General features: G+C 43.1%; 26 protein-coding genes. 21 read left to right on the forward strand and 5 right to left on the reverse strand.

Going from position 1 to position 24540, the window contains the following annotated elements; all coding sequences use genetic code 11:
* Positions 1-24: 24 nt before the first annotated feature.
* The 5 genes from ABEB05_RS00655 (at position 25) to ABEB05_RS00675 (ending at position 3868) form a co-directional block, all read left to right on the forward strand.
* Positions 25-894, forward strand: coding sequence for a hypothetical protein (locus ABEB05_RS00655; protein WP_265786579.1), 870 nt, complete (start codon positions 25-27; stop codon positions 892-894).
* A 183-nt stretch (positions 895-1077) separates the two neighbouring features.
* Complete coding sequence (locus tag ABEB05_RS00660) at positions 1078-2355, forward strand: NAD(P)/FAD-dependent oxidoreductase (protein ID WP_265786581.1); 1278 nt, start codon at positions 1078-1080, stop codon at positions 2353-2355.
* 21 nt (positions 2356-2376) lie between these two features.
* Positions 2377-2832, forward strand: a complete 456-nt coding sequence (locus ABEB05_RS00665; RefSeq protein WP_265786583.1) for a MamS/MamX family magnetosome protein — start codon at positions 2377-2379, stop codon at positions 2830-2832.
* Positions 2833-2902: 70 nt separating this feature from the next.
* On the forward strand, positions 2903-3454 hold the full coding sequence (locus ABEB05_RS00670; protein ID WP_265786585.1) for a DUF2231 domain-containing protein: 552 nt from the start codon (positions 2903-2905) through the stop codon (positions 3452-3454).
* 117 nt (positions 3455-3571) lie between these two features.
* Positions 3572-3868, forward strand: a complete 297-nt coding sequence (locus ABEB05_RS00675) for a sll1863 family stress response protein (protein ID WP_265786586.1) — start codon at positions 3572-3574, stop codon at positions 3866-3868.
* Between the two features lie 21 nt (positions 3869-3889).
* Here ABEB05_RS00675 and ABEB05_RS00680 read toward each other — a convergent pair whose 3' ends face one another.
* Together ABEB05_RS00680 and ABEB05_RS00685 are read right to left on the reverse strand one after the other, a co-directional pair.
* Complete coding sequence (locus ABEB05_RS00680) at positions 3890-4684, reverse strand: universal stress protein (protein WP_265786588.1); 795 nt, start codon at positions 4682-4684, stop codon at positions 3890-3892.
* Positions 4685-4691: 7 nt separating this feature from the next.
* Positions 4692-5555 carry a universal stress protein gene (locus ABEB05_RS00685; RefSeq protein WP_265786590.1) on the reverse strand — a complete coding sequence of 288 codons (864 nt, stop codon included), beginning with the start codon at positions 5553-5555 and terminating at the stop codon, positions 4692-4694.
* Between the two features lie 517 nt (positions 5556-6072).
* Here ABEB05_RS00685 and ABEB05_RS00690 point away from each other — a divergent pair.
* The gene (locus ABEB05_RS00690) at positions 6073-7155 is read left to right on the forward strand and encodes an AI-2E family transporter (RefSeq protein WP_265786592.1); all 1083 of its coding nucleotides are present in this window, start codon (positions 6073-6075) and stop codon (positions 7153-7155) included.
* Positions 7156-7183: 28 nt separating this feature from the next.
* On the opposite strand, the gene ABEB05_RS00695 is transcribed toward ABEB05_RS00690, so the two are convergent.
* The 3 genes from ABEB05_RS00695 to ABEB05_RS00705 all read right to left on the reverse strand — a co-directional run bounded on the left by ABEB05_RS00695 (position 7184) and on the right by ABEB05_RS00705 (position 11132).
* On the reverse strand, positions 7184-8452 hold the full coding sequence (locus ABEB05_RS00695) for an MgtC/SapB family protein (protein WP_265786594.1): 1269 nt from the start codon (positions 8450-8452) through the stop codon (positions 7184-7186).
* A 140-nt stretch (positions 8453-8592) separates the two neighbouring features.
* Positions 8593-10491 carry a heavy metal translocating P-type ATPase gene (locus ABEB05_RS00700; RefSeq protein ID WP_265786596.1) on the reverse strand — a complete coding sequence of 633 codons (1899 nt, stop codon included), beginning with the start codon at positions 10489-10491 and terminating at the stop codon, positions 8593-8595.
* 83 nt (positions 10492-10574) lie between these two features.
* On the reverse strand, positions 10575-11132 hold the full coding sequence (locus ABEB05_RS00705; RefSeq protein WP_265786598.1) for a YciE/YciF ferroxidase family protein: 558 nt from the start codon (positions 11130-11132) through the stop codon (positions 10575-10577).
* Positions 11133-11354: 222 nt separating this feature from the next.
* Here ABEB05_RS00705 and ABEB05_RS00710 point away from each other — a divergent pair, with 222 nt between their 5' ends.
* The 15 genes from ABEB05_RS00710 (at position 11355) to ABEB05_RS00780 (ending at position 24529) form a co-directional block, all read left to right on the forward strand.
* Positions 11355-12782 (forward strand): PAS domain-containing sensor histidine kinase, encoded by a 1428-nt coding sequence (locus ABEB05_RS00710; RefSeq protein ID WP_265786600.1) that lies wholly within the window; start codon positions 11355-11357, stop codon positions 12780-12782.
* Between the two features lie 15 nt (positions 12783-12797).
* Entirely contained in the window at positions 12798-13469 is a 672-nt protein-coding gene (locus ABEB05_RS00715; RefSeq protein ID WP_265786602.1) for a response regulator, read from the forward strand.
* A gap of 364 nt (positions 13470-13833) precedes the next feature.
* Complete coding sequence (locus ABEB05_RS00720; RefSeq protein WP_265786604.1) at positions 13834-14283, forward strand: Hsp20/alpha crystallin family protein; 450 nt, start codon at positions 13834-13836, stop codon at positions 14281-14283.
* 82 nt (positions 14284-14365) lie between these two features.
* Complete coding sequence (locus ABEB05_RS00725; RefSeq protein ID WP_345694221.1) at positions 14366-14590, forward strand: YgaP family membrane protein; 225 nt, start codon at positions 14366-14368, stop codon at positions 14588-14590.
* Positions 14580-15332, forward strand: coding sequence for an SDR family NAD(P)-dependent oxidoreductase (locus tag ABEB05_RS00730; protein ID WP_265786606.1), 753 nt, complete (start codon positions 14580-14582; stop codon positions 15330-15332). The genes ABEB05_RS00725 and ABEB05_RS00730 overlap by 11 nt, the downstream gene beginning before the upstream one ends.
* Positions 15333-15420: 88 nt before the next feature.
* Positions 15421-17820 carry a phosphoenolpyruvate synthase gene (ppsA, locus tag ABEB05_RS00735; RefSeq protein WP_265786608.1) on the forward strand — a complete coding sequence of 800 codons (2400 nt, stop codon included), beginning with the start codon at positions 15421-15423 and terminating at the stop codon, positions 17818-17820.
* A gap of 9 nt (positions 17821-17829) precedes the next feature.
* Positions 17830-19257, forward strand: a complete 1428-nt coding sequence (atpD, locus tag ABEB05_RS00740) for a F0F1 ATP synthase subunit beta (RefSeq protein WP_265786610.1) — start codon at positions 17830-17832, stop codon at positions 19255-19257.
* Complete coding sequence (locus ABEB05_RS00745; RefSeq protein WP_265786613.1) at positions 19254-19655, forward strand: F0F1 ATP synthase subunit epsilon; 402 nt, start codon at positions 19254-19256, stop codon at positions 19653-19655. Before atpD ends, ABEB05_RS00745 begins: the two co-directional genes overlap by 4 nt.
* A gap of 14 nt (positions 19656-19669) precedes the next feature.
* Positions 19670-19966: an AtpZ/AtpI family protein gene (locus ABEB05_RS00750; protein ID WP_265786615.1), complete on the forward strand. Its 297-nt coding sequence runs from the start codon at positions 19670-19672 to the stop codon at positions 19964-19966.
* A 1-nt stretch (position 19967) separates the two neighbouring features.
* A complete protein-coding gene (locus tag ABEB05_RS00755; RefSeq protein ID WP_265786617.1) occupies positions 19968-20261 on the forward strand; it encodes an ATP synthase subunit I in 294 nt (97 codons plus the stop codon).
* A gap of 4 nt (positions 20262-20265) precedes the next feature.
* A complete protein-coding gene (locus ABEB05_RS00760) occupies positions 20266-20985 on the forward strand; it encodes a F0F1 ATP synthase subunit A (protein ID WP_265786619.1) in 720 nt (239 codons plus the stop codon).
* A 4-nt stretch (positions 20986-20989) separates the two neighbouring features.
* Positions 20990-21259, forward strand: a complete 270-nt coding sequence (locus tag ABEB05_RS00765) for a F0F1 ATP synthase subunit C (RefSeq protein ID WP_265786621.1) — start codon at positions 20990-20992, stop codon at positions 21257-21259.
* Position 21260: 1 nt separating this feature from the next.
* Positions 21261-22025: a F0F1 ATP synthase subunit B gene (gene atpF, locus ABEB05_RS00770; RefSeq protein ID WP_265786623.1), complete on the forward strand. Its 765-nt coding sequence runs from the start codon at positions 21261-21263 to the stop codon at positions 22023-22025.
* A gap of 58 nt (positions 22026-22083) precedes the next feature.
* Positions 22084-23634 carry a F0F1 ATP synthase subunit alpha gene (locus ABEB05_RS00775; RefSeq protein WP_286668527.1) on the forward strand — a complete coding sequence of 517 codons (1551 nt, stop codon included), beginning with the start codon at positions 22084-22086 and terminating at the stop codon, positions 23632-23634.
* Complete coding sequence (locus tag ABEB05_RS00780) at positions 23621-24529, forward strand: F0F1 ATP synthase subunit gamma (RefSeq protein ID WP_265786625.1); 909 nt, start codon at positions 23621-23623, stop codon at positions 24527-24529. Before ABEB05_RS00775 ends, ABEB05_RS00780 begins: the two co-directional genes overlap by 14 nt.
* The last annotated feature ends 11 nt before the right edge of the window (positions 24530-24540 follow it).

Below are 24540 nucleotides of genomic sequence, written 5' to 3' on the forward strand. Positions count from 1 at the left end.
CAAGAATACTAGTGCATCGACATTATGAACTATAAAATATGGATGATGTTTCTGGGATTTCTGTTCGGTGGATTAATGGGAGCTGCCCAGGTTTCGGGACAACCGTTCTATTATTATAAAGGCGGTATGCAGTTGGCAAGCGGCTCCTACTTTTTTGTAGAGGATACCCGGAGTTTTTATTTGACGAATGGTCTGGATGTAAGAAACAGCCGATATGGTATATCTGTTGATTTCCCCTTTATTGTACAAAATTCCCCGTGGATCTCATACAGTCGCTATGGAGGGATACCAACCGGAGGCCCCCAACACGAGTCGGTGGGTCAGCACTACGGACGCGGAACGGACCAAAATATGAGAGGAGGTCGCAGGCAGCATATAGACTTGGTGGATACGGCTTCGTATACACAGTCTGGCTTCAGTGATCCATCGCTATTCTTGCAGTATCAGGCCCTGGGATTTGAATCCGGTACAACGGCGTTGTATATCAATACATCGATCAAATTTCCTTTTGCCGACCCTGTAAATGGATTTGGGACCGGGGCCTGGGATATGGGAGTTGGAGGTTCCCTGTCCAGGCGTTTTAATACATGGTTTATCACAGCCAATTTCATGTACTGGCATTTTGGGGACATGCCCGATCTGGAACTGAATTCTTCGTTGAACTACGGAGTGGGAATCGGTAAATCTTTATCCGGTGGACACTGGTTGTTGCTTGGATCTTTAAACGGAATGACAGAAATCATTGAAGGAGTGACTCCTCCAATGTCGGCCGCTCTGGGCATAGGTTATCAGGTGGATAAACGGAGGAGTCTGAATATTAGTACTACTTTCGGTTTATCAGAATCTTCTGCTGATGTAGCATTTGGCGTGGGATGGCAGGTAAAGCTGAATTAATGGATCCATTTAGACAATTACTAGGAAATAATCCGATCAAATAGCGTAATGATCCGCTGATGTAAGAGTATTCCCTACATATCTAAAATGAATATTAACTACATCACAGTCAGGTTTCTAGTCTCAATACAAAAGCCCTCAAATGAATATAATTAATAAAACATTAATTCAATTCAGATTACTATGGCTGTGCACCCCCATATTCTTGTGTTAGGATGTAACTTCGCCGGGCTAACGACCGCTCGCTATATACGTGAGTTTGCGGGCGAACAGGTAAAGATTACCTGCATCGATCGGAAGCCGTATCTATCGTTTATCCCGAATATTCCTATCGAGGTGTGGAATAATAATAATCCCGCTACGGAACTCCATCTACCTTTTATAAAGTTCCTTGACCGGGACAAAATCCGGTTTATTCAGGGCGACATTCGGAATATCGATGTGGAACAAAAAGAAATTGGCTATATCCCTGCTGAGCGGCCCGGTTCTGCCAGTGAAAACATATCCTATGATTATCTGGTTATTGCGCTTGGAAATCATCTGGCTTTTGATAAGATCGAAGGTTTTGCAGAGCATGGTCATACTTTTACGGATACCTTTTATGGGGATGAGATTCGAAGGTATCTCCATGAGGGAGGATATAAAGGCGGTCCCATTGCCATTGGTTCAGACCGGTTTATACAAGGTAAAAGCGATAAACTTCCGGAAGGATTGCCAGTGGCAGAGGCAGCTTGCGAAGGGCCACCGGTAGAGGTGGCTTTTTCACTGGCTGATTGGCTTCAGAAGCGAGGACAGGGAGGAGCTGAAAACATTACGCTGTTTACTCCAGCCGAAGTCATTGCTGAGGATGCAGGAGAACAAATTCTCGATCAGCTGTTGCCCATGATGCAAGAGATGGGGTACGGATACAAAGCTGATACCAAAGGAATTAGCAAAGTTCACAAAGATGGTATCGAATTTAAAGACGGCAGCAGCGTTGAGGCGGAACTGAAAATTATTTTTCCAAACTGGGAAGGACACTCTTTCTTGAAAAACTTACCAATCTCGGATGATCAGGGGTTTATCATTACGGATATGTATATGCGCAATCCCGATTATCCGGAGGTTTTTGCTGTTGGTGATGCAGCATCAATTACGGTCCCGAAGCTGGGATCACTCGGACATATGGAAGCTGAGGTTTTAGCACGTGTAATCGGACAGGAGGTGGGCAACTACAATCCTGAGGGAGAGATAGATCCGATGGAATTTATGCTTATATGCATGGGCGACATGGGAAGTCACAAGGGATTTTATATGCACACCGATGAATGGTGGGGTGGAGATACCAGTATCCTGAAGATGGGATATACACCCCATATGCTCAAAATGGGTTTTAAATCGATGTACTATACAACGGGTGGAAAGATACCTTCTTGGGGCTTGCCGCTTTCTGAGTTTATCGCTGACCGCACGGTCATTTAATACAAAAGGAGAAGATTAAATATGGATTTGAATACAAAAGAAGTGATAAGAAATTTGCAAATATGGGGCGGAGGTCTTGTCCTGTTGACCATAGGTGGGATAGTTTATTCGATTTCGAAAGGGGTTATGCGTATAAAAAAATACCATAGGCAATTTGATCCGGATAATGTCGAGGAATTTGAAGGCAATATCCTGGAAATTATTACAGAAAGTAGCCAGAATCATGAGAAACGAGGTGTTATTCTTATTGTGGAAACAGAAAACAAAAAGATTATCCCAGTTCACCTAGGTCCGGAGTGGTATATCAGTCACCAGCAAAGCAGACTCAAAGATGGTCAAAAGGTTAGAGTGGTTGGGTCGCGCGTTAAATATGAAGATAATCCTGCTATAATAGCTGCCCAAATTGAACACGGCAATAGCAAGCTGATTCTGAGAGATGAAAAAGGGCGACCCCGATGGCAAAGCTGGATAGACTAAAGTTTCAAAAATCGAAGCAAAATAATTACAGATCAAACAGACTATCTTTTAACAAAAAACGTATAAAATTATGGATGCTGCACACTTACATTTGTTAACGAATCATATTCCAATACTGTTGACGTTTCTTTCTGTTGCCATGCTGGTATGGGCGGTTATTAGTAAAAACAGTGAACATTATAAAATTGCTTTTATAGGATTTATCATCGCTGGTCTTGCAGTTATTGTTGTATTCCAGAGTGGGGAAGGCGCTGAAGATATTGTAGAGGAAATTGCCGGAGTTACACATGATTCTATTGAAGCGCATGAAGAAGCAGCAGATATCGCCTGGTGGCTGACCGTGATTTTGGGAGGAGGTGGTATTGCAGGATTATTTATGAATAGGAAGAGGGTAAAAGGTTTTAAACCTTTTGTATGGGTTTTGCTAGTCTATGCTTTACTGACTGCCGGATATCTCGCTTATACAGGGAATCTCGGAGGACATATACGTCATACTGAACTAACAACTGATGAGCAACAGGCCAGCGCTGTAATTCCAAATTCGCGGTCCAAAGAGGATGAGGAAAGGATGTACTTCTACTTCGAAATGACAAAGGAGAACCGTTTTGGGATCGGAGGGTGAGAAAATAAATCTTGCCGACTGGAATAAAATGATATTGAATATTTATTTACTATAAACAAACATCATAAATAAAAATATACCCAAACAAAGGATAATTATAGATCAAGGATAAAAAAAATGTCAAAAACAAACCGCGAGAAATACATCGATAAACTGGCAGCACAGCTGAAAAAATGGGATCACGAGCTGGAAGAATTCGAAGAGCAGAATAAAAAACGGTTCTCCGAATTTAAACAGGATATGACTAAAAGGTTGAATAATTTAAAAACCAAAAGAAGTAAGTTAGACCAAAAAATGGATCAGCTTGAAGAGGTGGGGGAAACAACCTATCAAAGTGTTAGGAAAGATGCCGAAAAATTGTGGAAAGATCTCAAAGATGGGTTTTCATCGCTGCGCAAGAAGGTAAAGAAATAGTTAATACTCTATAACATTCATTTACTTTTCTTTGTCAAGTGTCTCTTCTCCTGGTAAAACAAGAAGGGGCACTTTTGAATAAACGGTCTGCTGTATGTGATCTTGATTGAGAAGAGACTGAATTAAAGTCTTTTTAGTACGTGTCATTACCAGAAGTTGTCCCTTCTTTCTATTCAATGAAGAGAATATGCCACGGGTAAAATCTTTATCAATAATGAGTTTGAAATTTATTTTTTCAGGATTATCAATGTTTTCTTCGGCTAACTTTTTAAAACCCCTAAAATTAATACTGGATTCCAGATTATCTTCGGGAGTGATATGCAGGACAGTGATTTCAGCATCAAATAGCTTAGCCCATGTAGTCAGCTCACCTAAAATTTCCAGGTCTCTTTCCCGGTAATCGGTTGCAAAGATCAAGTGACTGAAAGTGGAATAAGGTTGATCTGTAGGGGCGATGAGTACAGGAATTTTTGAATTGAGCAAAATTTCGGATGATACACTTCCAAACAATACTTTGCCCATATTGGTTTTTCCCGTTGATCCCATGACAATTAAGTCACCAGAAAATTTTAATATATTTGATACGGTATCACCGAATTCGATAGTGGGTTCTATATGTAAATCTTTGTATTCGTCATTATAAACTGCTTCCTGCATCTTGATTTCCGAGCCATAGGCGTAGGGGAGCTTCGAGGAATGCATGACAACTATTTTGGCGTTAACCTTTAGAGCTATTTCACGGGTATAGGTGAAAGCATTTTTAGCAGGTTTGGAAAAATCAGTTGGATGAAGTATCTCGTTGATGTTAAGTAGCATAACAGGATTATCTCTTAGTATTTGCCAGTTCTTTACCCGGCAGCACCAAGAGGGGAACTTCTGAGTAATGACTCATTTCTTTTGATTGTTGCTTAGGGAGTGGGGGGAAGGATTTTTCATAATGTACCATTACAAGTAATGAGACGTTCTGTTGTTCAACTTTATTGATCGCTGCTTCAAGAAAGTGGGTAGATTTATCTTCTTCAAATTCAATGTTTTTATACGAAATTTTTTCGGTTACAAGTTCTTTGAATCCCCGAAACATAATTTCAGATTTGAGATCAGTTTTAAGTATGGAATGATAAACTATGAGTTTTGAATTGAATAACTTTGCCAATTCGACTACGAATTGCAGTGCTTTGAGATCTCCATCCTGATAGTCGGTGGCGAAGGTGATCCGGTTAAAATCTTTATATACTGCCTCGTGTGGCAGGACTAAAACGGGTACATTGGAACGTTGTATTACTTCGGCTGTAGTGCTGCCGAAAAGGACCTCTTTTAACCCGGTCCGTCCCTGGGCGCCCATAATAATCATGTCAACGTTTCGGGTTTTTGTTTCCTCGAGAATAGTGTATACAGCCCGTCCGGTTTGTATGCTGGTTTCAATATTCAGCTCTTTGTATTTGCTATCTCCCAGGATCTCATCCTCCAGGTTTTCGAACAATTTCTTAACTGTTTGGCTTAGGCTTCGATTGACTTCCGTATTTTTAGCTGTTTCATCCGGCATGGTGAAATTATAGGGCTCTTCAATGGAATGCATGATATGTAATTTACCATCACAAGCCCGGGCTATTTCCAGGGCAAAAGTGAGCGCTTCACGGGTATTCTCAGAAAAATCAGTCGGAAATAAAATGTTTTTGATATCAGCCATGATGAATTTTCAGGTCAATTGTATTAAAGTTCATACGTATTTAATTAAATCATTTTAGAAGAAAAATAATGTAGTGATATAGTATCTATCAATTGTAGGGGTTTACTGGTATGGTATAAGATTTACTATTTCTTACGCTCTAGGATATACTATTGTGGTAGTGAATATTTTTGTAAGAAAATGCACTACATGAATAATTCCTATCCAACTACAATATGGCCGTGGGTTATAACTTATAATGAAAAATATTTGGTAGCTAGTTATAAGTTAACGGCTAATATTTAACTCATGCGTAAAGAAAGACGCTATAATAGTACGAAGTAAAGCGCGGTAATCTTTATAAATGTTTCATCGGAGCTACCCCTTAAGGTGTAATTTTAACACATTGTAATGCTGAATTAATAAAAATGGCTTTTCAGAATCTAAAAAATAGGTGATTTAAATTTGAAGTAACGTCGTTTAAAGAACTAAAAACAAAAAAACTAGCAGACAGGTACCCATTGTTTAATAATCGATAATGAAAGAAGCGAATAGCTATATAATAAATATTGCCGCCTTTTTATTGGTGGGAGTGCTGCTGGTGCATATTTTGACGAATGCCCAGCTAATATTACTTCCTTTGGCATGGGCTCTATTTATTGCCCTGTTTATTTTACCGATGACGCAATGGTTAGAGAAGAAGAAAGTTCCCCGTTCCGCAGCAATAATATCAGTATTGGTGATAGTAACTGCTATGATAGGCCTAGTACTGTATATCCTTTCTTTTCAGATTGTTGGTCTATTGAAGGACGCCCCGGCCGTTACCAATAAATTAAATGAGTGGATTTTGTCTCTCCAAGAGATAGCTGAGAAAGCCTTTGGTATTACAAATGAAACGATAGCTCGGCAGGTTTCTAATTCGCTCTCGGGTATTATCAATAATTCATTGGGTGTATTGCAGAATTCACTTTTTTCTGCATTTCAAACAATCACCTTGATTACAGTGATCCCCCTGTACATTTATTTCATGCTTTACTACCGGGATCTTTTCTATGATGGATTTCTTGGGTTGGTTAAAAATTACCGGACAAAGACTTCTGATATTATCAGTAAAGTAAATAATGTAGTTCAACAGTATATGGTTGGACTGATGGGGGTAACCGTAATAATCGGAATCCTTTTCTACATAACATTATCTCTACTGGGAATTAATTATGCTTTATTTTTTGCGGTATTACTGGCTGTTTTTAATCTCGTACCATATATCGGAGTAATTATTGCTTCACTTGCTGTTATCTTATATACCATAGCTACAACGGATTCGCTGTTCTACCCTATTGCTGTGCTTGCCTCGCTTTGGTTTATTCAACTGGTGGAAAATAATTTAATAACTCCTTATATCCTGGGATCACAGGTTCGATTAAATCCTATGGCAGCGCTCATTGCCATATTTGTTGGTGGGAGTATCTGGGGGATATCAGGAATGATTTTATTTATTCCCCTGCTGGGAGTCTTGAAAGTTGTATTTGATGAGTTTGACGAATTGAAACCTCTTGCATTGCTCCTGGGTAGCTATAAGACTCAAAAAAGAATGAAGGGGCAGGAATCTTCGGAAAAATAACAAACGTTTTTAATTGTAGCCTCTGATTTTAAAGAAAGGGAAGAAGGCTGATAAACCCGGCAATGGAAATCCCAAAAATAATCCAGATCAGCACTTTGTTTTTTTGAAAACCCGCCCAGAAAATAAAGAGGCCGGCTTTAACTAGGGCATTCGAGATGACGGATAAAATAATTCCGGAAACGGCCACATCGGAACTAATTTTTGCCATGGCCATTCGAGAGAGCGAAAGGGTGATGGCATCCACATCCATAAGTCCGGATAGCAAAGCCAGTAGATAAATGCCTTCGTCTCCATACCATTGTTGCATGGCTGCAGCAAGGACTAAAATAACCGCTAACAGTAAACCAAACTGGATCGCTGTGAAAAATTGAAGTGGGTTTTTAAGGGCGATATCCGGCTGCTTATCTGGTGAATTTTCCGATTTCTTCCATAGCCATATCGCAGCAATACCTGTAGACACCAACATGATTGTAAGCGGTATCCATAAGGGATATAACAACCCAGGATTTACAATTAATACTTCAATGGCAACTCGTACATACATAATGGATGAAGCGACAAGCACCCCGGCCATAAAGAGGTAATGCGAGTTGAGCTTTTCTTGTTGCCGTGCTAGTTGGGCAAGGCTAAGCGTTACGGCTGTAGAAGATGCCAGTCCACCGGTAATGGCTGTTAATAATGTGCCATGGCGCCTGCCCAAATATTTGATGAGGATATATCCTACAAAAGAAAGTCCGGATATAAGTACCACCATCCACCAGATCCAGTAGGGATTCAGGCTTTGCCAAGGACCGTAACCCTGATTGGGAAGGAGGGGCAACAGGATCACTGAAATTACCAGCAGTTTAATGCCCGCATATATTTCTTTGACTTCAATTTCTTCTAGCCACCGGTGTAGTACCGGTTTCAAACTAAGTAGTGTAATGACGATAACCGTCACGACCAATGCATACAAATGGTATCCCAATGCCGCCCATGCCCCCAGCGAGAAAGTGAGCAGCAGGGCTATCTCCGTGGTGATACCCAGATCATTATCCTCTTTTGTATCTATAATATACGAGGTAATAATCAGCGCGGTGAGCGAGAGAAAAATAATCGGAAGAACCCAGTCACTCGTAAAATGGCTCAACTCAGCCCAAACTCCTCCCAGCAGTCCCACCAGGCTAAACGTACGAATACCCGCTACCCGATCCCCTTCGTCCTCTTTACGGCCAGACCACCCCCGTTCAATACCTATGAGCAACCCGATTCCCAGAGCTGACAGAGTATCCCAAATGATTTGCAGCTGTAGTTCCATTGATTTGTTGCGGAGCTATTTTTTTGTCCAACGAGAAAACCCAAGCTAACAGATTTAAAGGTCAAAACCATATGTTAGCACAGTAAAACAAAAAATAGTTTATTTAACAGGTTTTAATGTCGTTGCGTCTAATACCCTTATTATTTTTTGAGCAAACGCAATCCGTTTAGAACTACCAGCAGGGTACTTCCTTCGTGTCCCACAACACCGATAGGAAGAGGCAACGCAAAGAGAAATACTGAGGCTACCAACATGGCAATGACTGCCAGACTAAAGATGATATTTTGCCAGACAATTCTCCGAGACTTGCGCGCAAGTTCAATCAGGTAGGGCAATTTGTTAAGGTCGTCTCCCATCAATACAACATCGGCTGTTTCCAAAGCTACATCAGTACCTGCTGTGCCCATGGCGATGCCCATGTGGCTGGCTGCCAGTGCCGGGGCGTCATTGACGCCATCACCCACCATGGCTACAGAGCCTTCTTGGACTAGCTGTTTGATAAAATCAACCTTTTCGTCGGGTAGCAGCTCTGCGTGAAATTCATTCATATTAATCTGATCAGCGATAGAACGAGCGACACCTGTCGTGTCCCCGGTCAGCATCAGCAGACGGTTGATTTGAAGAGCTTTTAATTTCTTTATCGCCGCTGGCGCCTGCTCTCGAATTTCATCAGCTACGGCAATTAAGCCAGCTGGTTTATCATCGATAACAACATAAATTACCGTTTTGGCTTGCATTTTTAGTTTATCAGCTTCTTCCTGTATTCCGTTTTCCCAGTATTTGCTGTTGGTATTAAAGAGTTTTTCGTTGCCTACTTGAATGGTTTTACCTTTCAATTGTGCGGAAATGCCTTTTCCGGCCTCTGACTGCACTTGGCTAGCAGAGCCATATTCTATATTTTTTTCGCCCGCTTTTTTTAGAATGGCAGCAGCCAGGTGATGCTCAGAATGCTCTTCAGCTGATGCTGCCATTGAAAGCAGTTCAGATTCTGAAATTGCATCGCTGTTACCGTTTTTGAAAGGAGTAATATCCGTTACCGCCAGATTACCTTTAGTCAGAGTTCCTGTTTTATCAAAGGCAATAATGTCAATTGAAGCGGCCTGTTCAAGGTAGGCGCCGCCTTTAAATAGGATGCCATTTTTTGCTGCATTGGCGATAGCCGAAAGAACAGATGCTGGCGTGCTGATCACCAGTGCACAGGGAGAAGCTACCACTAGTACCGTCATGGCTTGGTAAAATATATCATCGAAAGGTTGGTTCGAAAAGAACCATGGAAATAGGATGAGAAGAATAACCGCAATAATTACCCCCGTCGCATACCAAGGTTCAAAATCATCTAAGAATCGCTGGGTAGCGGCTTTACTGCCTTGTGCCTGCTCAACCATTTTAATGATTTTGGCCAGGGTTGTTTCGTCGGCCAGCTTGGTAACCCGTACAGAAATAACTCCATTTTCATTGAGGCTGGCAGCAAAGACATCATCTCCCGGTTCCTTTTTTACAGGTATGCTTTCACCCGTTATTGCTGCCTGATTTATCGACGTATTTCCGTCTGTTATCTCTCCGTCGATGGGAATGCGTTCTCCGGGTCTGACAATTATGATATCACCTTTTGAAAGGTCTTCAACCGGCCGTTTTATTTCTGAGCCATCGGGATTGCGAACCAGCGCTTCATCAGGGCGGAGTTTCATCAGCGATTTTATTTCACGCCGGCTTTTTCCAAGAGCATAGTCCTGAAGGGTATTGCTCAATGAAAATAGAAAAAGCAAAATAGCCCCTTCCATCCATTCTCCAATAGTGGCCGCTCCCAGAGCCGCGAGTATCATGAGCACATCTACGTTGATGTTAAACTTCATGAGAGCCTTGATGCTCTCGACTGTTCCTGCGTATCCACCGCTTAGATAGGCAAGAATATAGAAAACGATCGTAGTTTGTTCTTGCAGCCAACCCGTCCAGTCACCTACAGCTCCAATGAGCAAGGTAATGGCACAGATCGCCGTCAAAAATGCCTTAAACTTGTTAGTCGAAATAGATATTTTCACAACCTGTATTTAGAATAAACATACTTAGACATTCATAATTATTTATAGTTTGCTATAAAATAAAAAACTAATTTTTCAGCTGGCTACAGTTGTGAGGTTGACTCTTTCCCCGACTTTTGTACAATGGCCGTCCATTTTGCGTCCGGATTGATTCGATCCTGGGCAAGGTCACTTAATCCCATATCGGCTCTTTTTTCTTCTCGCAGGGTATCGAGCAAAATTTCAGCGATATCGTGGTTGTCATGGGCTTTGGCATAAGAGATCGCGGTCCCATATCCGGCTATTTCATAATGATTGATATGCTGTATGGCTGTAACCAGTGCAGCATCAAGAACTTCCGGATTCATACAGCGATCGCTAAGTTTCAATGCTTCGTCAATAATTCCCCTAATTCCATCGCATGACTCACCAGTTGGTTCTTCACTGAGCATATTGAACACCTCTTCCAAACGACCTAATTGCTTTTTTGTTTCTCTGCGATGCATCTGAATAATTTCATCGAGTTCAAAAGAGTTTGCTTGCTCATCCGCCTTTAAAAGATAATTGAGCTGCTGACGTTCACCGTCATATAGGTCACGAAGTTGTTCAAGCATTAAATCGTATAAGTCAAATATTTCAGTTTCTTTATTTTTAATAGTCATGATATATATATTTGATTTTAAGATATCTATATTATTTATGCATTTATGTTTAAATCTACTGTTTCAATACAAAATTATAGAGAAGAAAGCACAGTAAATAGGGTAGGGGATATCCTTACAAAAGTGTGGGGGAGTAGAGTAAGGCAAACTCCCTTTAATTATGGTATGATAGCAAAAAATTGATTTCTGTGTATCGAGTAAAAAGTAATTGGACAAATAATTATGAACAGGGCAGAATTTAGAACAGATCTTTCCTTTGAAGACCTTGAAATAATCCTGGATAATGTCCCAAGATTAGTAATGCTGATAGACTTGGATGGAACCATCCTGTATTGGAATGGGGGTGGTGAGGAGGTGTTCGGATATAAACCGGAAGAAGCTGAGGGTAAACCTGTTTGGTTTCTTTATCCCGATCGTAGACTGGATAACTTCGAGGAAGACCTAATCCAATTGGAAAAGGGTGAAAACCTTTCATTAGAGATAGAGGGCCATCATAAGGATGGTTACGCTATATGGCTGGATGTAAAGAGAACTATGATTGAAGATAGTCGGGGTGAGAAGGTTATTCTGGGGACTGCCAGCGACATCAGCTTACAGAAAAAAACGGAGCTGGAGCTGGCTGAGAGCCAAGCGCGGATCAAGGCAGTTCTGGAAACCGCTGTAGAAGGAATTATTACCATCGATAAGGAAGGACTCATCCAGAGCTTTAACAGGTCGGCTGAAGAAATGTTTGGCTATTCTTCAGAGGAAGTAATTGGGGAAAATATAAGCATGCTTATGCCATCTCCCTACCAGGAGGAACATGACCAGTACATGAAAAATTATCTTGAGACAGGAGAGCGTAAAATTATAGACATTGGCAGAGAAGTAAGAGGCAAACGAAAGGACGGAAGTATATTTCCAATTGAACTGGCGGTAAGTGAGGTTAAGTTTGAAGATGAAATAATTTTTACTGGGTTAATAAAAGATATCAGTGGGCGACGTAAGCTTGAAAATGAGATCCTTCAAATAGCTGAAGATGAACGCCTTCGCATTGGACATGAACTTCATGATGGGTTGGGACAGATGCTTTCGGGCATAAGTCTAATCAGTAGGAATTTGGCACGGAAGCTGGAAGCTAATGGCCTGCCAGCTGCTAAGGAGGTGTTGGAAATTTCTAAGATGATCAGAGAAGCAGATGAACAGGCACGTAAGTTGGCTCACGGATTGGCTCATATTGAGCTGGATAATGAGGGGCTTCAGGTTGCCATGGGTCGACTTTGTGAGCGAATTGAAGTACTAACAAAGACAACTTGTACCTTTAAATGTCCTAAGGATATTGAAATTGAAAATTCTAGTATTGCGTTGCATCTGTACCGCATTGTACAAGAATCTATTAACAATGCTGTGAAGCATGGTAAGGCTACAAAAATATTTGTTCGATTGGAAGTCAGTAAAAATAAATTACAGCTTGTTATTGAAGATAATGGGGTAGGATTTTCGGAGACAGAAAAAAATAGTAAGTACAATAAAGGGATGGGGATTCATACGATGGAATACCGGTCTCATATATTAGGTGGGAAATTGAATATAACTGAAACTCCTGAAGGTTTAACCCGGGTAATATGCAGTATTCCATCTTCAAATATCGAAACTATAAACAAAATATAATCACCTTTATTAATTATGGGTAACGACTCGAAAACAAAAATTATAGTAGTGGATGATCATCCGATGATGCGCAAAGGATTGTCGATGACACTGGATTCGGAACTTGGTTATGAAGTCATAGCACAGGTTGAACGGGCTGAAGAAGTCGTGGAAAAATATGATGAACTTTCGCCTGATCTGGCTATCATAGATATTTCCCTGCCCGGCATGGGGGGGCTGGAGCTGGTAAAGCATCTTGCTGCACAGGATCCCAATCTAAAGATACTAGTGGTATCGCGACATGAGGAAAATTTATATGCAGAACGGGTACTACGGGCCGGTGCCAAGGGTTATGTTATGAAGCAAGAGGCCGGGGAGGTACTGATCAAGGCAGTAAGGAAAATACTCAATGGACGAATCTATGTAAGTGATGCTATCAATGAAAAATTATTGTTGGGCATGGCAAGTGGTCAAAAAAATCTTAATAAATCACCGCTTGACCTATTGAGTGATCGTGAGCTGGAGGTTTTTGAACTTACCGGTAAAGGAAATAATACCCGGGAAATTGCTGAAAAATTACATCTTGCTGTCAAAACCGTGGAATCCTATCGTGCTAGGATCAAAACTAAACTTAACCTTGAAAATGCTACGGAACTCATGATGCATGCGGTGAAATGGGTTGAGACCGAAGACACAAAACTGGATTAATAACACTGAGTTTTAACTTCATCAAAGGAGATACCATCTTGTACTATAGCCTCTGGTCTTTGTTGAGCACAAAGTTTCGGTTTCTATGTTGGCATTAATTGACAATGTGAGGAAAAAAGAGTTATACCCTATCTAAAAAGAATACCTGCTGACAAACGATGATTATTAGTGGGTTTCAGCTTCGTCATTACTTGTAGGGGAATCCCCTATCATTAGAATTACTGCTTTCCTACAAGATTCAATAAGATCATACTGCATATCCGTGTCCTTATAATTCCGTACTTGTAATCAAGAGATAAGCAGATTCGAACGATTAAGAAGAAGCTGTTTATGGAATTAGTAATAGTAATAAGGAGGAGTAATTATGAAAGCAATACAAAAAAGATCAGATTTATCGCCAATTGAGTCTATTCGGCGGGAGATGGATCGTTTTTTTGATGATATAGTGCCTTTCTCGCGAAGAACAGGTAACGGTGGAGTGAACATGGAATTATGGGCACCTGATACGGATGTCAGTGAAACGGATGAAGAATATATCGTATCAGTAGATCTGCCCGGCATTTCTAAAGAAGATGTAGAAGTAAGCTATAAAGAGAACAGGCTGACAATCAGCGGTGAACGTCAACATGAAGAAAAAGAAGAAAAGGAAAATTTTCTTCGCAGGGAGCGGTATCATGGTAGCTTTACGCGTTCATTTACGCTGCCTTCGGCAGGTAAGGATGATAAAATTAAAGCTCGATTTAAAGATGGGGTCCTAAAAGTAACGGTTCCAAAAGCAGAGGTTCAGAAGCCAAAGACCGTACCAATAGACTAACTATCTATAAGAGAAATTGAGACCGGCAAAACTGGTAACCATCACTTTGCCGGTCTATCAAATCTAATAATGTAATACCATCATGAAAACTAATATAAGTAAGACCGATACAATTATACGATTGATAATAGCAGTAATTTTTATTGCCTATGGCATTATGTATCAAAGCTGGTGGGGATTGGTAGGAGTTATCCCCTTAATGACTGCCTTAATAGGGGTATGTCCCATTTATGGCATGTTGGGCTTTTCAACGAGTAAAAATTCTAGAATATTCAGTAGCCCTAAAAAAATAAACTATGAAAAATAAAGTGGCTTTAATTACGGGCGCGGCTACGGGTATTGGCAGAGAAACCGCCATTGCTTTTGCGCGAAAGGGAGCTAATGTCGTAATCTCTGATATCAACGATGAAAAACTTAAGGAAACCCAGAAACTGATAGAAGAGAAAAGAGTTAAGGTTCTATCTGTAAAAGCGGATATATCGAAAGAGGATGATATCCGAAATATGGTTAAAAAAGCCGTAGAACAATTTGGGCGGCTTGATATTGCCTGCAATAATGCTGGCATCGCTGGGGAATCTGCGACTACCGGTGAATATAGCATCGAGGGATGGGACAAAGTGCTCAATGTTAATCTCAGAGGGCAATTCATTTGTATGAAATATGAAATCGAAGCAATGATCAAGAATGGGAGCGGCTCGATTGTTAATATCTCCTCTATCCTTGGTCATGTGGGCTTTGCGGAAGCACCGGCCTATGTTGCATCAAAACACGGACTTCTTGGGCTTACAAAAACCGCAGCAATTGAATACGCATCGCAAGGTATACGGATTAATGCCGTATGTCCGGGCTTTATAGAAACACCAATGTTGGAAGATGCGGGTATTACAACCGTAGAAGAAACCAAGCAATACATTATTTCACTGCATCCAGCAGGGCGGTTGGGCAAGCCGCGCGAGGTAGCTGATGCCATCGTGTGGTTGGCTTCCGATGAAGCATCTTTTGTTACTGGTCACCCGTTGTTAGTTGACGGAGGATATGTGGCGTGGTAGTTAGGCAGTGACTTATTAAAGTTTGCAGAATCTGTTAATCGCAGACTCTGGGCTATATCTTTTTTAAAATTTAGTTCGCAATTTGAAAATGAGCAATCCATTATCTCCCTATATCCTTTGGTTTGAAGAGGTTGGAATAGACGATGTTGGTTTGGTCGGTGGAAAGAACGCTTCCCTTGGTGAAATGATTAAGCATCTGAAACCGCTGGGCATTAATGTTCCCAATGGGTTTGCCACCACCGCAGAAGCCTACTGGGCTTTTATGAAAGAAAACAACCTGAATGCCCCTATTAGTGAGGAAATTAGCAGATATCAGAAGGGAGAGATATCTCTGAAAGAGACCGGCCTTTCTATTCGGCAGATGATTAATAAGGGGGTATTTCCGATTCCATTGGCTGAGAAAATTAGATCGGCGTATTCTGAATTATCCGAGAAGTACGATGTGAAGGATGTGGATGTGGCTGTTCGAAGCAGTGCAACCGCAGAGGACCTTCCAAATGCCAGTTTTGCGGGACAACAGGAGACCTACCTAAACATCCGAGGGGGAGATGAATTAGTGGGTGTCTGTAAAAAGTGTTTTGCATCTCTCTTTACCGATCGGGCCATCTCTTATCGGGAGGAAAAAGGGTTTGATCATATGAAGGTGGCTTTGTCCATCGGAGTCCAGAAAATGGTCAGAGCAGACAAGGCTAGTTCCGGGGTCATCTTTACCGTGGATACAGAATCAGGGTTCCCAAATGTGGTGCTTATCAATGGTTCGTGGGGGCTGGGAGAAAATATTGTGCAAGGTACCGTTAATCCAGACCAGTTTTTTGTCTTCAAACCATTTCTAAATGATGATAAGAAGCGTCCCATTATCGAAAAAATAAAAGGCAGCAAAGAGCTTAAAATGGTGTATGCAACCGACGGGGAAAATAACACGAAAAATTTGCCTACTTCCATGATGGAGCGGCATTCATATGTGCTTGAGGATGAAGAGGTACTCCAGCTGGCCCGATGGGCTACTGATATCGAAGAACATTACGGGAAGCCGATGGATATCGAGTGGGTGAAGGAAGATTCTACCAATCAGCTTTATATCGTACAGGCTCGTCCCGAGACCGTTCACTCACAACAGCTTGATGGAATTTTTAAAACCTATAGACTGCACGAAAATAGAGCCCCTGTGTTGGTAAAGGGACTAAGTATTGGCAACAGTATCGTTCACGGTATTATCAAGCATGTACATGATATCACTGATCTTAAAGATCTGCAGCCTGACCATATACTCGTTACTGAAATGACAGAACCCGACTGGGTACCATCGCTGAAGAAAGTAGCCGGTATTATTACCGATTTCGGGGGACGAACCTGTCACGCGGCCATTGTTAGTCGCGAGCTGGGAATTTCTGCCGTAGTGGGTACGGGAGAAGCGACAAAGGTGCTTAAAGAAGGACAAGAGGTAACGCTTTCAAGCGGAGAGGGAGAAGAAGGAAAGATTTATAAGGGAATGGTTGAATTCGATGTTAATGAGGTTGATCTGAGCAATCTTCCTGAACCTCAAACGGATATCATGTTAAATATGGCCACCCCAGAGTCGGCTTTTAAATGGTGGCGGCTTCCGGTCCGCGGTGTAGGACTGGCCCGTATGGAATTTATTATCAGTCAGCATATTCGCATCCATCCAATGGCTCTGGCCCATCCCGAACGAGTTAATAATGAGGATGAGTTTGCTAAAATCAGAAAGCTAACCAAGGGGTATAGTGATCTTGAGGAATATTTTGTGGATAAACTTTCCAGCGGCATCGCAAAAATAGCCGCCTCTCAACACCCGCATCCGGTAATCGTGCGAACCAGTGATTTCAAGACCAACGAGTACGCTGATCTGATTGGGGGTAATGAGTTTGAACCTGATGAGCAGAATCCAATGCTGGGATGGCGGGGCGCCTCGCGTTATTACAGTGATGGATACCGGGATGGATTTGCCCTGGAGTGTCGGGCACTTAAGAAAGTACGTGCAGATATAGGACTTGAAAATGTGATAATTATGATCCCCTTTTGCCGTACACTGACTGAAGCAAAAAAGGTATTGAAACAGATGGAAGCCTTCGGGTTGCGGCGCGGTGAGAATGGCCTCCAAATCTATATGATGTGTGAAATTCCGAGTAACTACATCCTTACGGAAGAATATGCAGAATTATTTGATGGATTTTCTATTGGCTCGAACGATCTGACACAACTTATTCTGGGAGTGGATCGGGACTCGGCGGAATTGGCCTACCTGTTTGATGAGAATGATCCGGCCGTTAAAAAAGCAATCCGTGATGTAATCAGCCGTACTCACCAGGCAGGACTCAGAATCGGTTTCTGTGGGCAGGCTCCGAGCGATGATACTGATTACGCGGCTTTTCTCGTCGAATGTGGAATTGATTCTATTTCGCTAAACCCGGATAGCGTAATAAATGTAATCAAAAAAGTATACCAGGCCGAACAAAAACGCTCTACTTGAGTTTCTTCTATGTCTTTAACTAAAAATATAACAACTGAGTATCGTAATAGTAAAGGTACTACCGAACCTTCGCGTCACATTGGGCGGGTGCGATCGGCGCGGGGCAGTGTTATTGATGTAGTATTTGAACATGATTTACCCGAGCTGCAAACCAGGCTTGTGATTGAATCGAATCCACAGATTATTGCCGAAGTGTCTACCCATATCGATGATCGAACAGTGAGGGCGTTAGCGTTGAATTCCACCCAGGGATTGAGGCGAGGGACGAAGGTTATTAATTCCGGATCTCCACTGAGTGTTCCAGTGGGCGATGCCCTACTGGGACGAGTTGTTAATGTATTCGGGGAACCGATTGATGAACGTGGATCGATCGATCAGGAGACGATGCGCAGTATCTTCCAACCGAAAGTTTCTTTATTTGAACAGGAAACCGGACAGGAGGTTTTGACGACCGGTATTAAGGCAATGGATTTACTCTCCCCTCTTGAGCGAGGAGGGAAAGCGGGACTTTTTGGGGGAGCCGGAGTGGGGAAAACAGTACTTATTATGGAGATGATCCGGAATATGGTGGCCCGTCACGAGGGCATAAGCCTCTTTTGTGGCATTGGTGAACGTTGCCGGGAAGCGGAAGAGCTTTACCGGGAAATCCAGGAAGCGGGTGTCCTCGAAAATACGACTATGGTGTTCGGACAGATGAACGAACCGCCGGGAGCCCGCTTTCGCGTGGGACAGACGGCGCTTACCATTGCTGAATATTTCCGGGATGTACGTCGGCGTGATGTACTGCTGTTGATCGACAATATTTTCCGCTTTGTCCAGGCCGGGTCTGAAGTATCCGCCCTGATGGGGAAGGTTAATTCTCGTCTCGGCTATCAACCGACCTTGGGGAGCGATCTGGCCGACCTGCAGGAACGTATCTGCAATACAAAGAATGGCGCAATAACATCAATACAGGCTGTTTATGTACCTGCTGATGATTTTACCGATCCGGCTGTCACTCATACTTTCTCCCACCTGTCCTCATTTATTGTTCTATCACGGGAGCGGGCTGGACAAGGGCTGTACCCAGCGATTGATTTGTTAAAGTCGGGTTCTAAAATGCTGTCTCGCCACATTGTTGGTGAGCGTCATTACCAGGTAGCGCAGAGGGTGAAAGAAACGCTGTCCCAGTACGAAGAACTAAAAGATATTATTTCCATGCTAGGCATGGAGGAGCTATCAGCTGAAGACCGGCAGACGGTAAGTCGTGCCCGACGGCTGGAGCGTTTTTTTACTCAGCCGTTTTATGTTACAGAACAATTTACGGGCATAGAAGGAAATAGTGTAAGTATTGAAGAGGCCATAAAAGGTTGTGAACGTATTCTGGATGGCGAATTTGATGACGTCCCTGAAAAAGAATTGTTTATGATCGGTACGATTGATGAGGTAGACAAATGAAAGAATACATAAACATGCAGCTCAAGGTGATGGAACCGGAGCATGTACTGGTTGACCGTGAGGCCGACAAAATTATCGCGGAAGGAACAAACGGTTCCTTCTGCCTCAAACCCCGTCATGTTGATTTTGTGTCGAGCCTGAAGACCGGTATCCTGATGTACGAATCAGGCGGGGAGGAGTATTATATTGCGGTGGATGAAGGAATTTTGGTAAAGATCGGTGAACGGGTGCTAGTTTCGGTTCTCAATGGAATAATGGGGAGTGATCTTTCAAAACTGGAACAGGCCGTCCGGCAGCGATTTGAGAAAACAGAAGCAATGAATAAGGCAGCAGGTATTGCTCAAAAAAGTATGGAAGCGGATCTACTGCTGCACTTCCTGGAACTCGAGGAAACCTGATAGAAACGCCCGAAATGACTGAAAAATCAAACAATAAAAATGAGTTCGCTGATACGGTCCGAAAAAAAACAACGCGCAAGATTCGTTCTCGTGAAGAGGGTGATAAAGGGCTGTGGTATGGATTGGGAATGTTCGGTTTAGTGGGATGGTCGGTGTCGATACCCACCATCTTATTCTTGTTGCTGGGTATCTGGATCGACAGCACCTACAAGAGTACGTATTCATGGACGCTCATGATGCTGATTGTAGGAATTTTTATCGGATGTATGAACGCCTGGTATTGGGTGAAAAAAGAATCAAAAGGAGGATAAGATGACGTATCTGCAAATGTTTTTTTATGTGACGGCAGCTGGAGGTGGAGTTGTACTTGGACTAATTTATTTTGGAGGACTCTGGATCACCGTTAAGAAAGTAAACAACGCGCGGCGCCCTTATCTTCTCTTGGCAAGCAGTTTTTTAGTACGAACAGCTCTGGTATTGGCGGGGTTTTACTTACTTCTGCTTTACAACTGGATATACTTGGTGTTGGCTATGATTACTTTTATCGTTACCCGCCATTTTTTGATTCAGCGCAAAGGCAAGTCTTCTGAATTGATATACGGCTGATGCCATGGAAATTGATATCGATCAAATTATTTATTGGGAATGGGGCTTTCTTAAGCTGAATGCCACCCTTCTGTTTTCATGGTTGGTGATGCTGTTTATGATCGGTATATCGATTATGATTACCCGCAAGCTAACATCCAAAACAGGGATGTCGCGCGGGCAGGCCCTTCTGGAATCATTGGTGGTACTCATTGAAGAACAGATCGAGGAGGCCACCGGTGAAAAAGCGGAGAAGTATATCCCGTTTATCAGTACGCTATTTCTATTTATTGTAGTTTCAAATACGATTAACGTAATTCCGGGCTTCCACGCCCCGACCGCTTCTTTGTCCACCACAGCAGCTTTGGCCCTGTGCGTTTTTGTGGCGGTGCCTGTGTTTGGTATTAGTTCAGCGGGACTTAAAAATTATTTTCGCTATTACATTGAGCCTACCCCTCTGATGCTCCCGTTCAATATTATCGGGGAGCTCTCGCGTACGCTTGCCTTGGCTATCCGACTCTTTGGAAACATCATGAGCGGGAGTCTCATTGTAGCCATACTGCTTAGTCTGACGCCCCTCTTTTTTCCGGTTGTCATGCAGGCCTTTGGACTGCTGATCGGGATCATACAAGCGTATGTATTTGCCATTTTAGCACTTGTTTATGTGGCTTCGGCCGGACGTATTCGCGAAAATAAGGAACAGTCTGAATACGAAAATAACTCTTACAATCATCAAACATCCTGACATCATGGAAAGTATAAGTATCATTGGAATGGTATCCATCATTACGGCCGGCCTTACGATAGCCATAGGCTCTATCGCACCCGCCCTGGGGGAAGGGCGCGCGCTGGCACAGGCCCTGCTGGCTATAGCGCAACAGCCGGATGAAAGTCCGACCATAACACGAACCCTGTTTGTGGGACTGGCAATGATCGAGTCGACCGCTATTTACTGCTTTGTTGTTGCCCTCATTATAATGTTCGCAAATCCCTTCTGGGATTTTGTAGCCGGAGGATAACGTGCAAATCGATTGGTTCACATTTTCTGCCCAGATTATAAATTTTCTGATCCTGCTGTGGCTCTTACGGAAATTCCTGTATGGTCCGCTGCTCAATGTCATGAAAAGCAGAGAGGAGAAAATTTCTTCTAGGCTAAAGGAGGCAAGTACCAAACTCAAAGAAGCGGAGCTCAAGTCACAGAAATATGAAAAAAAAATAATTGAGTTGGAAAAGCAGAAATCCACTTGGCTTGAAGAGGCCAAAAAAGAAGCAGAATCATTCAAGTTGGAACTGATCCAGGAAGCAAGGAATGAAGTGGAGAAGGTTCGGGATAAATGGATGAAGGCGGTAGAAACCGAAAAAAAGATGTTTCTGGAGGAACTTGAAGAACAGTCCTTCCAGAAGGTTATGGATATCGTTGAGAATATTGTAACGGACTTGGCAGATATTACACTTGAAAAACAGGCGGTCAATCGATTCATCAGTCAGTTAAAGGAGATGAAGGAAAAGGACAGACGGCGGATGACCAAAGCGGTGGATGCTGACCAGCTCGAAGTTGCAACGGCCTTTCCGATTGAGGAGGAGGATCGCGAACAAATTGATGCCACTATTCGTCAGCTGCTGGACAGAAAGGACGGCTGCCGGTATAAACATGATCCTGAGCTGGGATTTGGTATTGAAGTACGCAGCAATGGCTGGAAAATAGGCTGGAATATGAAAGGTTATCTCGAGGAGCTGAGATCAGAGGTCAAAACGGTTTTAGGCCAGCTGGAAGACGATACCTGAAAGAAACCCGATGTGCATAATGAGCTCTAACATCTATAGTAGCATGTGAGATAGTAAAATGACTGCCCCAATACTTAATTCGATACTTGAAAAATCCATGACCCGGCTGGATAGGGTGCTCCAGGGAGAACCGAATATACGGCTTCGGGAGTACGGAATCGTGACATCGGTGGGGGAAGGGTTTATCCGCGTTCGGGGGTTACCGCATGTCGGAACTGATGAGCTGGTATACGTAGATGCGCGACAGCGCCGTGTGCCGGGACTGGTTTACAACTTGGATGCCGGAGAAGCCGGTATTATCCTTCTTGATGAAGAGCGATATGTGGAAGCCGGAGATGAAGTTCACCGGTCATCTGATATATTAAGTGTTCCTGTCGGCGATCAGCTTCTGGGTAGGGTAGTGGACAGCATTGGTCGTCCCCTAGACGGCAAAAAGCTGCTGAACACAAATGAAACCCTGCCGGTAGAACGTCCAGCCCCGCCCATCATGCACCGAAGTCCCGTCGAAACTCCACTACAGACGGGTATTAAAGTGATCGATGCCCTGTTTCCGATTGGACGGGGTCAACGCGAATTGATTATAGGTGATCGGCAGATCGGCAAGACGGCAATAGCTGTGGATACTATAATCAATCAGCATGACAAAAACGTAATCTGTATTTATTGTGGTATAGGCAAGCAAAAAGCAGCGGTAGCCCGGGTTATAACAGATCTACAAAAACACGGAGCCATGGATTATTCGATTGTTGTTACGGCCGGGAGTGAAGATCCGGTAGGTCTGCAATATATTGCTCCATATGCAGCTACTAGTATCGGTGAATATTTTATGGAGCAGGGCAAGGATGTATTGGTGGTTTATGATGATTTGACTTGGCACGCCCGGGCTTATCGCGAACTGGCATTGTTACTTCGTCGTCCACCAGGTCGCGAAGCCTATCCGGGTGATATTTTTTATATTCATTCGCGACTGTTGGAGAGGTCTACTCGGCTTAAACCAGAATACGGGGGCGGATCGCTGACAGCCTTGCCCATAGTGGAGACACAGTCTCAAAATATATCGGCATTTATACCTACCAACCTGATTTCCATTACCGATGGACAGCTCTATCTGTCTCCAGAACTTTTCCAAAAAGATGTGATGCCGGCCATTGACTCCGGGAAGTCGGTCTCCCGGGTCGGCGGTGCGGCCCAGCGGCCAGCCTACCGTTCTGTAACCAAAAAGATCCGGTTAGCCTATGCCCAATTCGAAGAACTGGAAGCATTTTCGCGGTTTAGCTCGCGGCTTGATGAAGATACCAAGAGGACCATTGAGCGCGGTCGCCTAATTCGTGAGAGTTTAAAACAGCCACAATTTGAACCCCTAAATATTGGGGAACAAATTTTACTGCTGCTGGCGGTGACCTCAGGGTTGATGGATGACATTCCGCTCGCCCGACTTGAAGAAGCCAAACGGCAGATCCGAGAAACCTACCGAGAGCATTCCGATGCACTGGATCAAAAAATTGACTGGCAGGAAGATATTACGGAAGATGAACGAACATATTTGCTAGATTTGGTAGAAACAGCGTTTGAATCGTTAAAAGAAGAGCAGGAGCATGCAGAAACTTGAACAGCTACAGCGCAAAGTTAAGAATGCGGAAGACCTACAATCTATTGTGCGGACGATGAAACTAATGGCTTCGGTGGGCATTCATCAGTTTGAGGATGCTGTCGATTCGCTTGGTGACTATTACAATACCCTTGAACGGGGTCTGCAGGTTGTGCTTTCCAAAGAATTCAGTGAGGCTCGCCCTTTCCTCTCATCGGGTAATGAGGGTTCAGCCGGGATCATTGTTATTGGTTCAAGCCAGTCGCTGTGCGGACCATTTGATGAGTCGATTCTGACTTATACGTTGGATAAGATCAGAGAAGATGAAAAAAAGGGGGCGCAGTTCTTTGTATTGGGAGAACGGCTGACCGGTTATTTTAGGCAGGAGGAGGAAGTGTTGATAAGCAAACAGTTTATTTTGCCCGGTTCGGCAGGCGGGATCAATGGACTGGTGCTGGATCTACTGACCGGTATTGAAGAGTGGCAAGCAACACAGGATATCCGTTCGATAAGGGTATTGCATAACAAGCTGACTGGCAAGGAAGGTTACACGCCTCGCAGCCAGCATCTTCTGCCATTAAATAAACAGTGGTTGGAACAGCTTATTGATCAGCCTTGGCCGTCCAATAATTTGCCCCAATATTCGGCAGATGGGCATGCTTTATTTCTTTCGCTGCTGAGACAATATCTGTTTGTCTCCCTTTATCGCGCCGTTGCCGAATCGCTTGCTGCCGAGTATAGCAGTCGCTTGTTTGCCATGCAGCAGGCTGAAAAGAAAATAGACGAGCGTTTGGAGAAATTGAATCGGGCTTATACTCATGAGCGCCAGTCATCGATCACCAGTGAGCTACTGGATATTATGGCAGGTTTTGAGGCAGCTCAGTCTATGGATGATTGTAATAGCGAGACAGGTTAGTTGAATACTAT

It is taken from the genome of Fodinibius salicampi (assembly GCF_039545095.1).
In the GTDB taxonomy this organism is placed as follows: Bacteria; Bacteroidota; Rhodothermia; order Balneolales; family Balneolaceae; genus Fodinibius; species Fodinibius salicampi.

Coding starts and splice junctions, on each gene's coding strand:
- ABEB05_RS00655 (WP_265786579.1), top strand. CDS start 25: ATGAACTATAAAATATGGATGATGTTTCTGGGATTTCTGTTCGGTGGA.
- ABEB05_RS00660 (WP_265786581.1), top strand. CDS start 1,078: ATGGCTGTGCACCCCCATATTCTTGTGTTAGGATGTAACTTCGCCGGG.
- ABEB05_RS00665 (WP_265786583.1), top strand. CDS start 2,377: ATGGATTTGAATACAAAAGAAGTGATAAGAAATTTGCAAATATGGGGC.
- ABEB05_RS00670 (WP_265786585.1), top strand. CDS start 2,903: ATGGATGCTGCACACTTACATTTGTTAACGAATCATATTCCAATACTG.
- ABEB05_RS00675 (WP_265786586.1), top strand. CDS start 3,572: ATGTCAAAAACAAACCGCGAGAAATACATCGATAAACTGGCAGCACAG.
- ABEB05_RS00680 (WP_265786588.1), bottom strand. CDS start 4,684: ATGCTACTTAACATCAACGAGATACTTCATCCAACTGATTTTTCCAAA.
- ABEB05_RS00685 (WP_265786590.1), bottom strand. CDS start 5,555: ATGGCTGATATCAAAAACATTTTATTTCCGACTGATTTTTCTGAGAAT.
- ABEB05_RS00690 (WP_265786592.1), top strand. CDS start 6,073: ATGAAAGAAGCGAATAGCTATATAATAAATATTGCCGCCTTTTTATTG.
- ABEB05_RS00695 (WP_265786594.1), bottom strand. CDS start 8,452: ATGGAACTACAGCTGCAAATCATTTGGGATACTCTGTCAGCTCTGGGA.
- ABEB05_RS00705 (WP_265786598.1), bottom strand. CDS start 11,132: ATGACTATTAAAAATAAAGAAACTGAAATATTTGACTTATACGATTTA.
- ABEB05_RS00710 (WP_265786600.1), top strand. CDS start 11,355: ATGAACAGGGCAGAATTTAGAACAGATCTTTCCTTTGAAGACCTTGAA.
- ABEB05_RS00715 (WP_265786602.1), top strand. CDS start 12,798: ATGGGTAACGACTCGAAAACAAAAATTATAGTAGTGGATGATCATCCG.
- ABEB05_RS00720 (WP_265786604.1), top strand. CDS start 13,834: ATGAAAGCAATACAAAAAAGATCAGATTTATCGCCAATTGAGTCTATT.
- ABEB05_RS00725 (WP_345694221.1), top strand. CDS start 14,366: ATGAAAACTAATATAAGTAAGACCGATACAATTATACGATTGATAATA.
- ABEB05_RS00730 (WP_265786606.1), top strand. CDS start 14,580: ATGAAAAATAAAGTGGCTTTAATTACGGGCGCGGCTACGGGTATTGGC.
- ppsA (WP_265786608.1), top strand. CDS start 15,421: ATGAGCAATCCATTATCTCCCTATATCCTTTGGTTTGAAGAGGTTGGA.
- atpD (WP_265786610.1), top strand. CDS start 17,830: ATGTCTTTAACTAAAAATATAACAACTGAGTATCGTAATAGTAAAGGT.
- ABEB05_RS00745 (WP_265786613.1), top strand. CDS start 19,254: ATGAAAGAATACATAAACATGCAGCTCAAGGTGATGGAACCGGAGCAT.
- ABEB05_RS00750 (WP_265786615.1), top strand. CDS start 19,670: ATGACTGAAAAATCAAACAATAAAAATGAGTTCGCTGATACGGTCCGA.
- ABEB05_RS00755 (WP_265786617.1), top strand. CDS start 19,968: ATGACGTATCTGCAAATGTTTTTTTATGTGACGGCAGCTGGAGGTGGA.
- ABEB05_RS00760 (WP_265786619.1), top strand. CDS start 20,266: ATGGAAATTGATATCGATCAAATTATTTATTGGGAATGGGGCTTTCTT.
- ABEB05_RS00765 (WP_265786621.1), top strand. CDS start 20,990: ATGGAAAGTATAAGTATCATTGGAATGGTATCCATCATTACGGCCGGC.
- ABEB05_RS00775 (WP_286668527.1), top strand. CDS start 22,084: ATGACTGCCCCAATACTTAATTCGATACTTGAAAAATCCATGACCCGG.
- ABEB05_RS00780 (WP_265786625.1), top strand. CDS start 23,621: ATGCAGAAACTTGAACAGCTACAGCGCAAAGTTAAGAATGCGGAAGAC.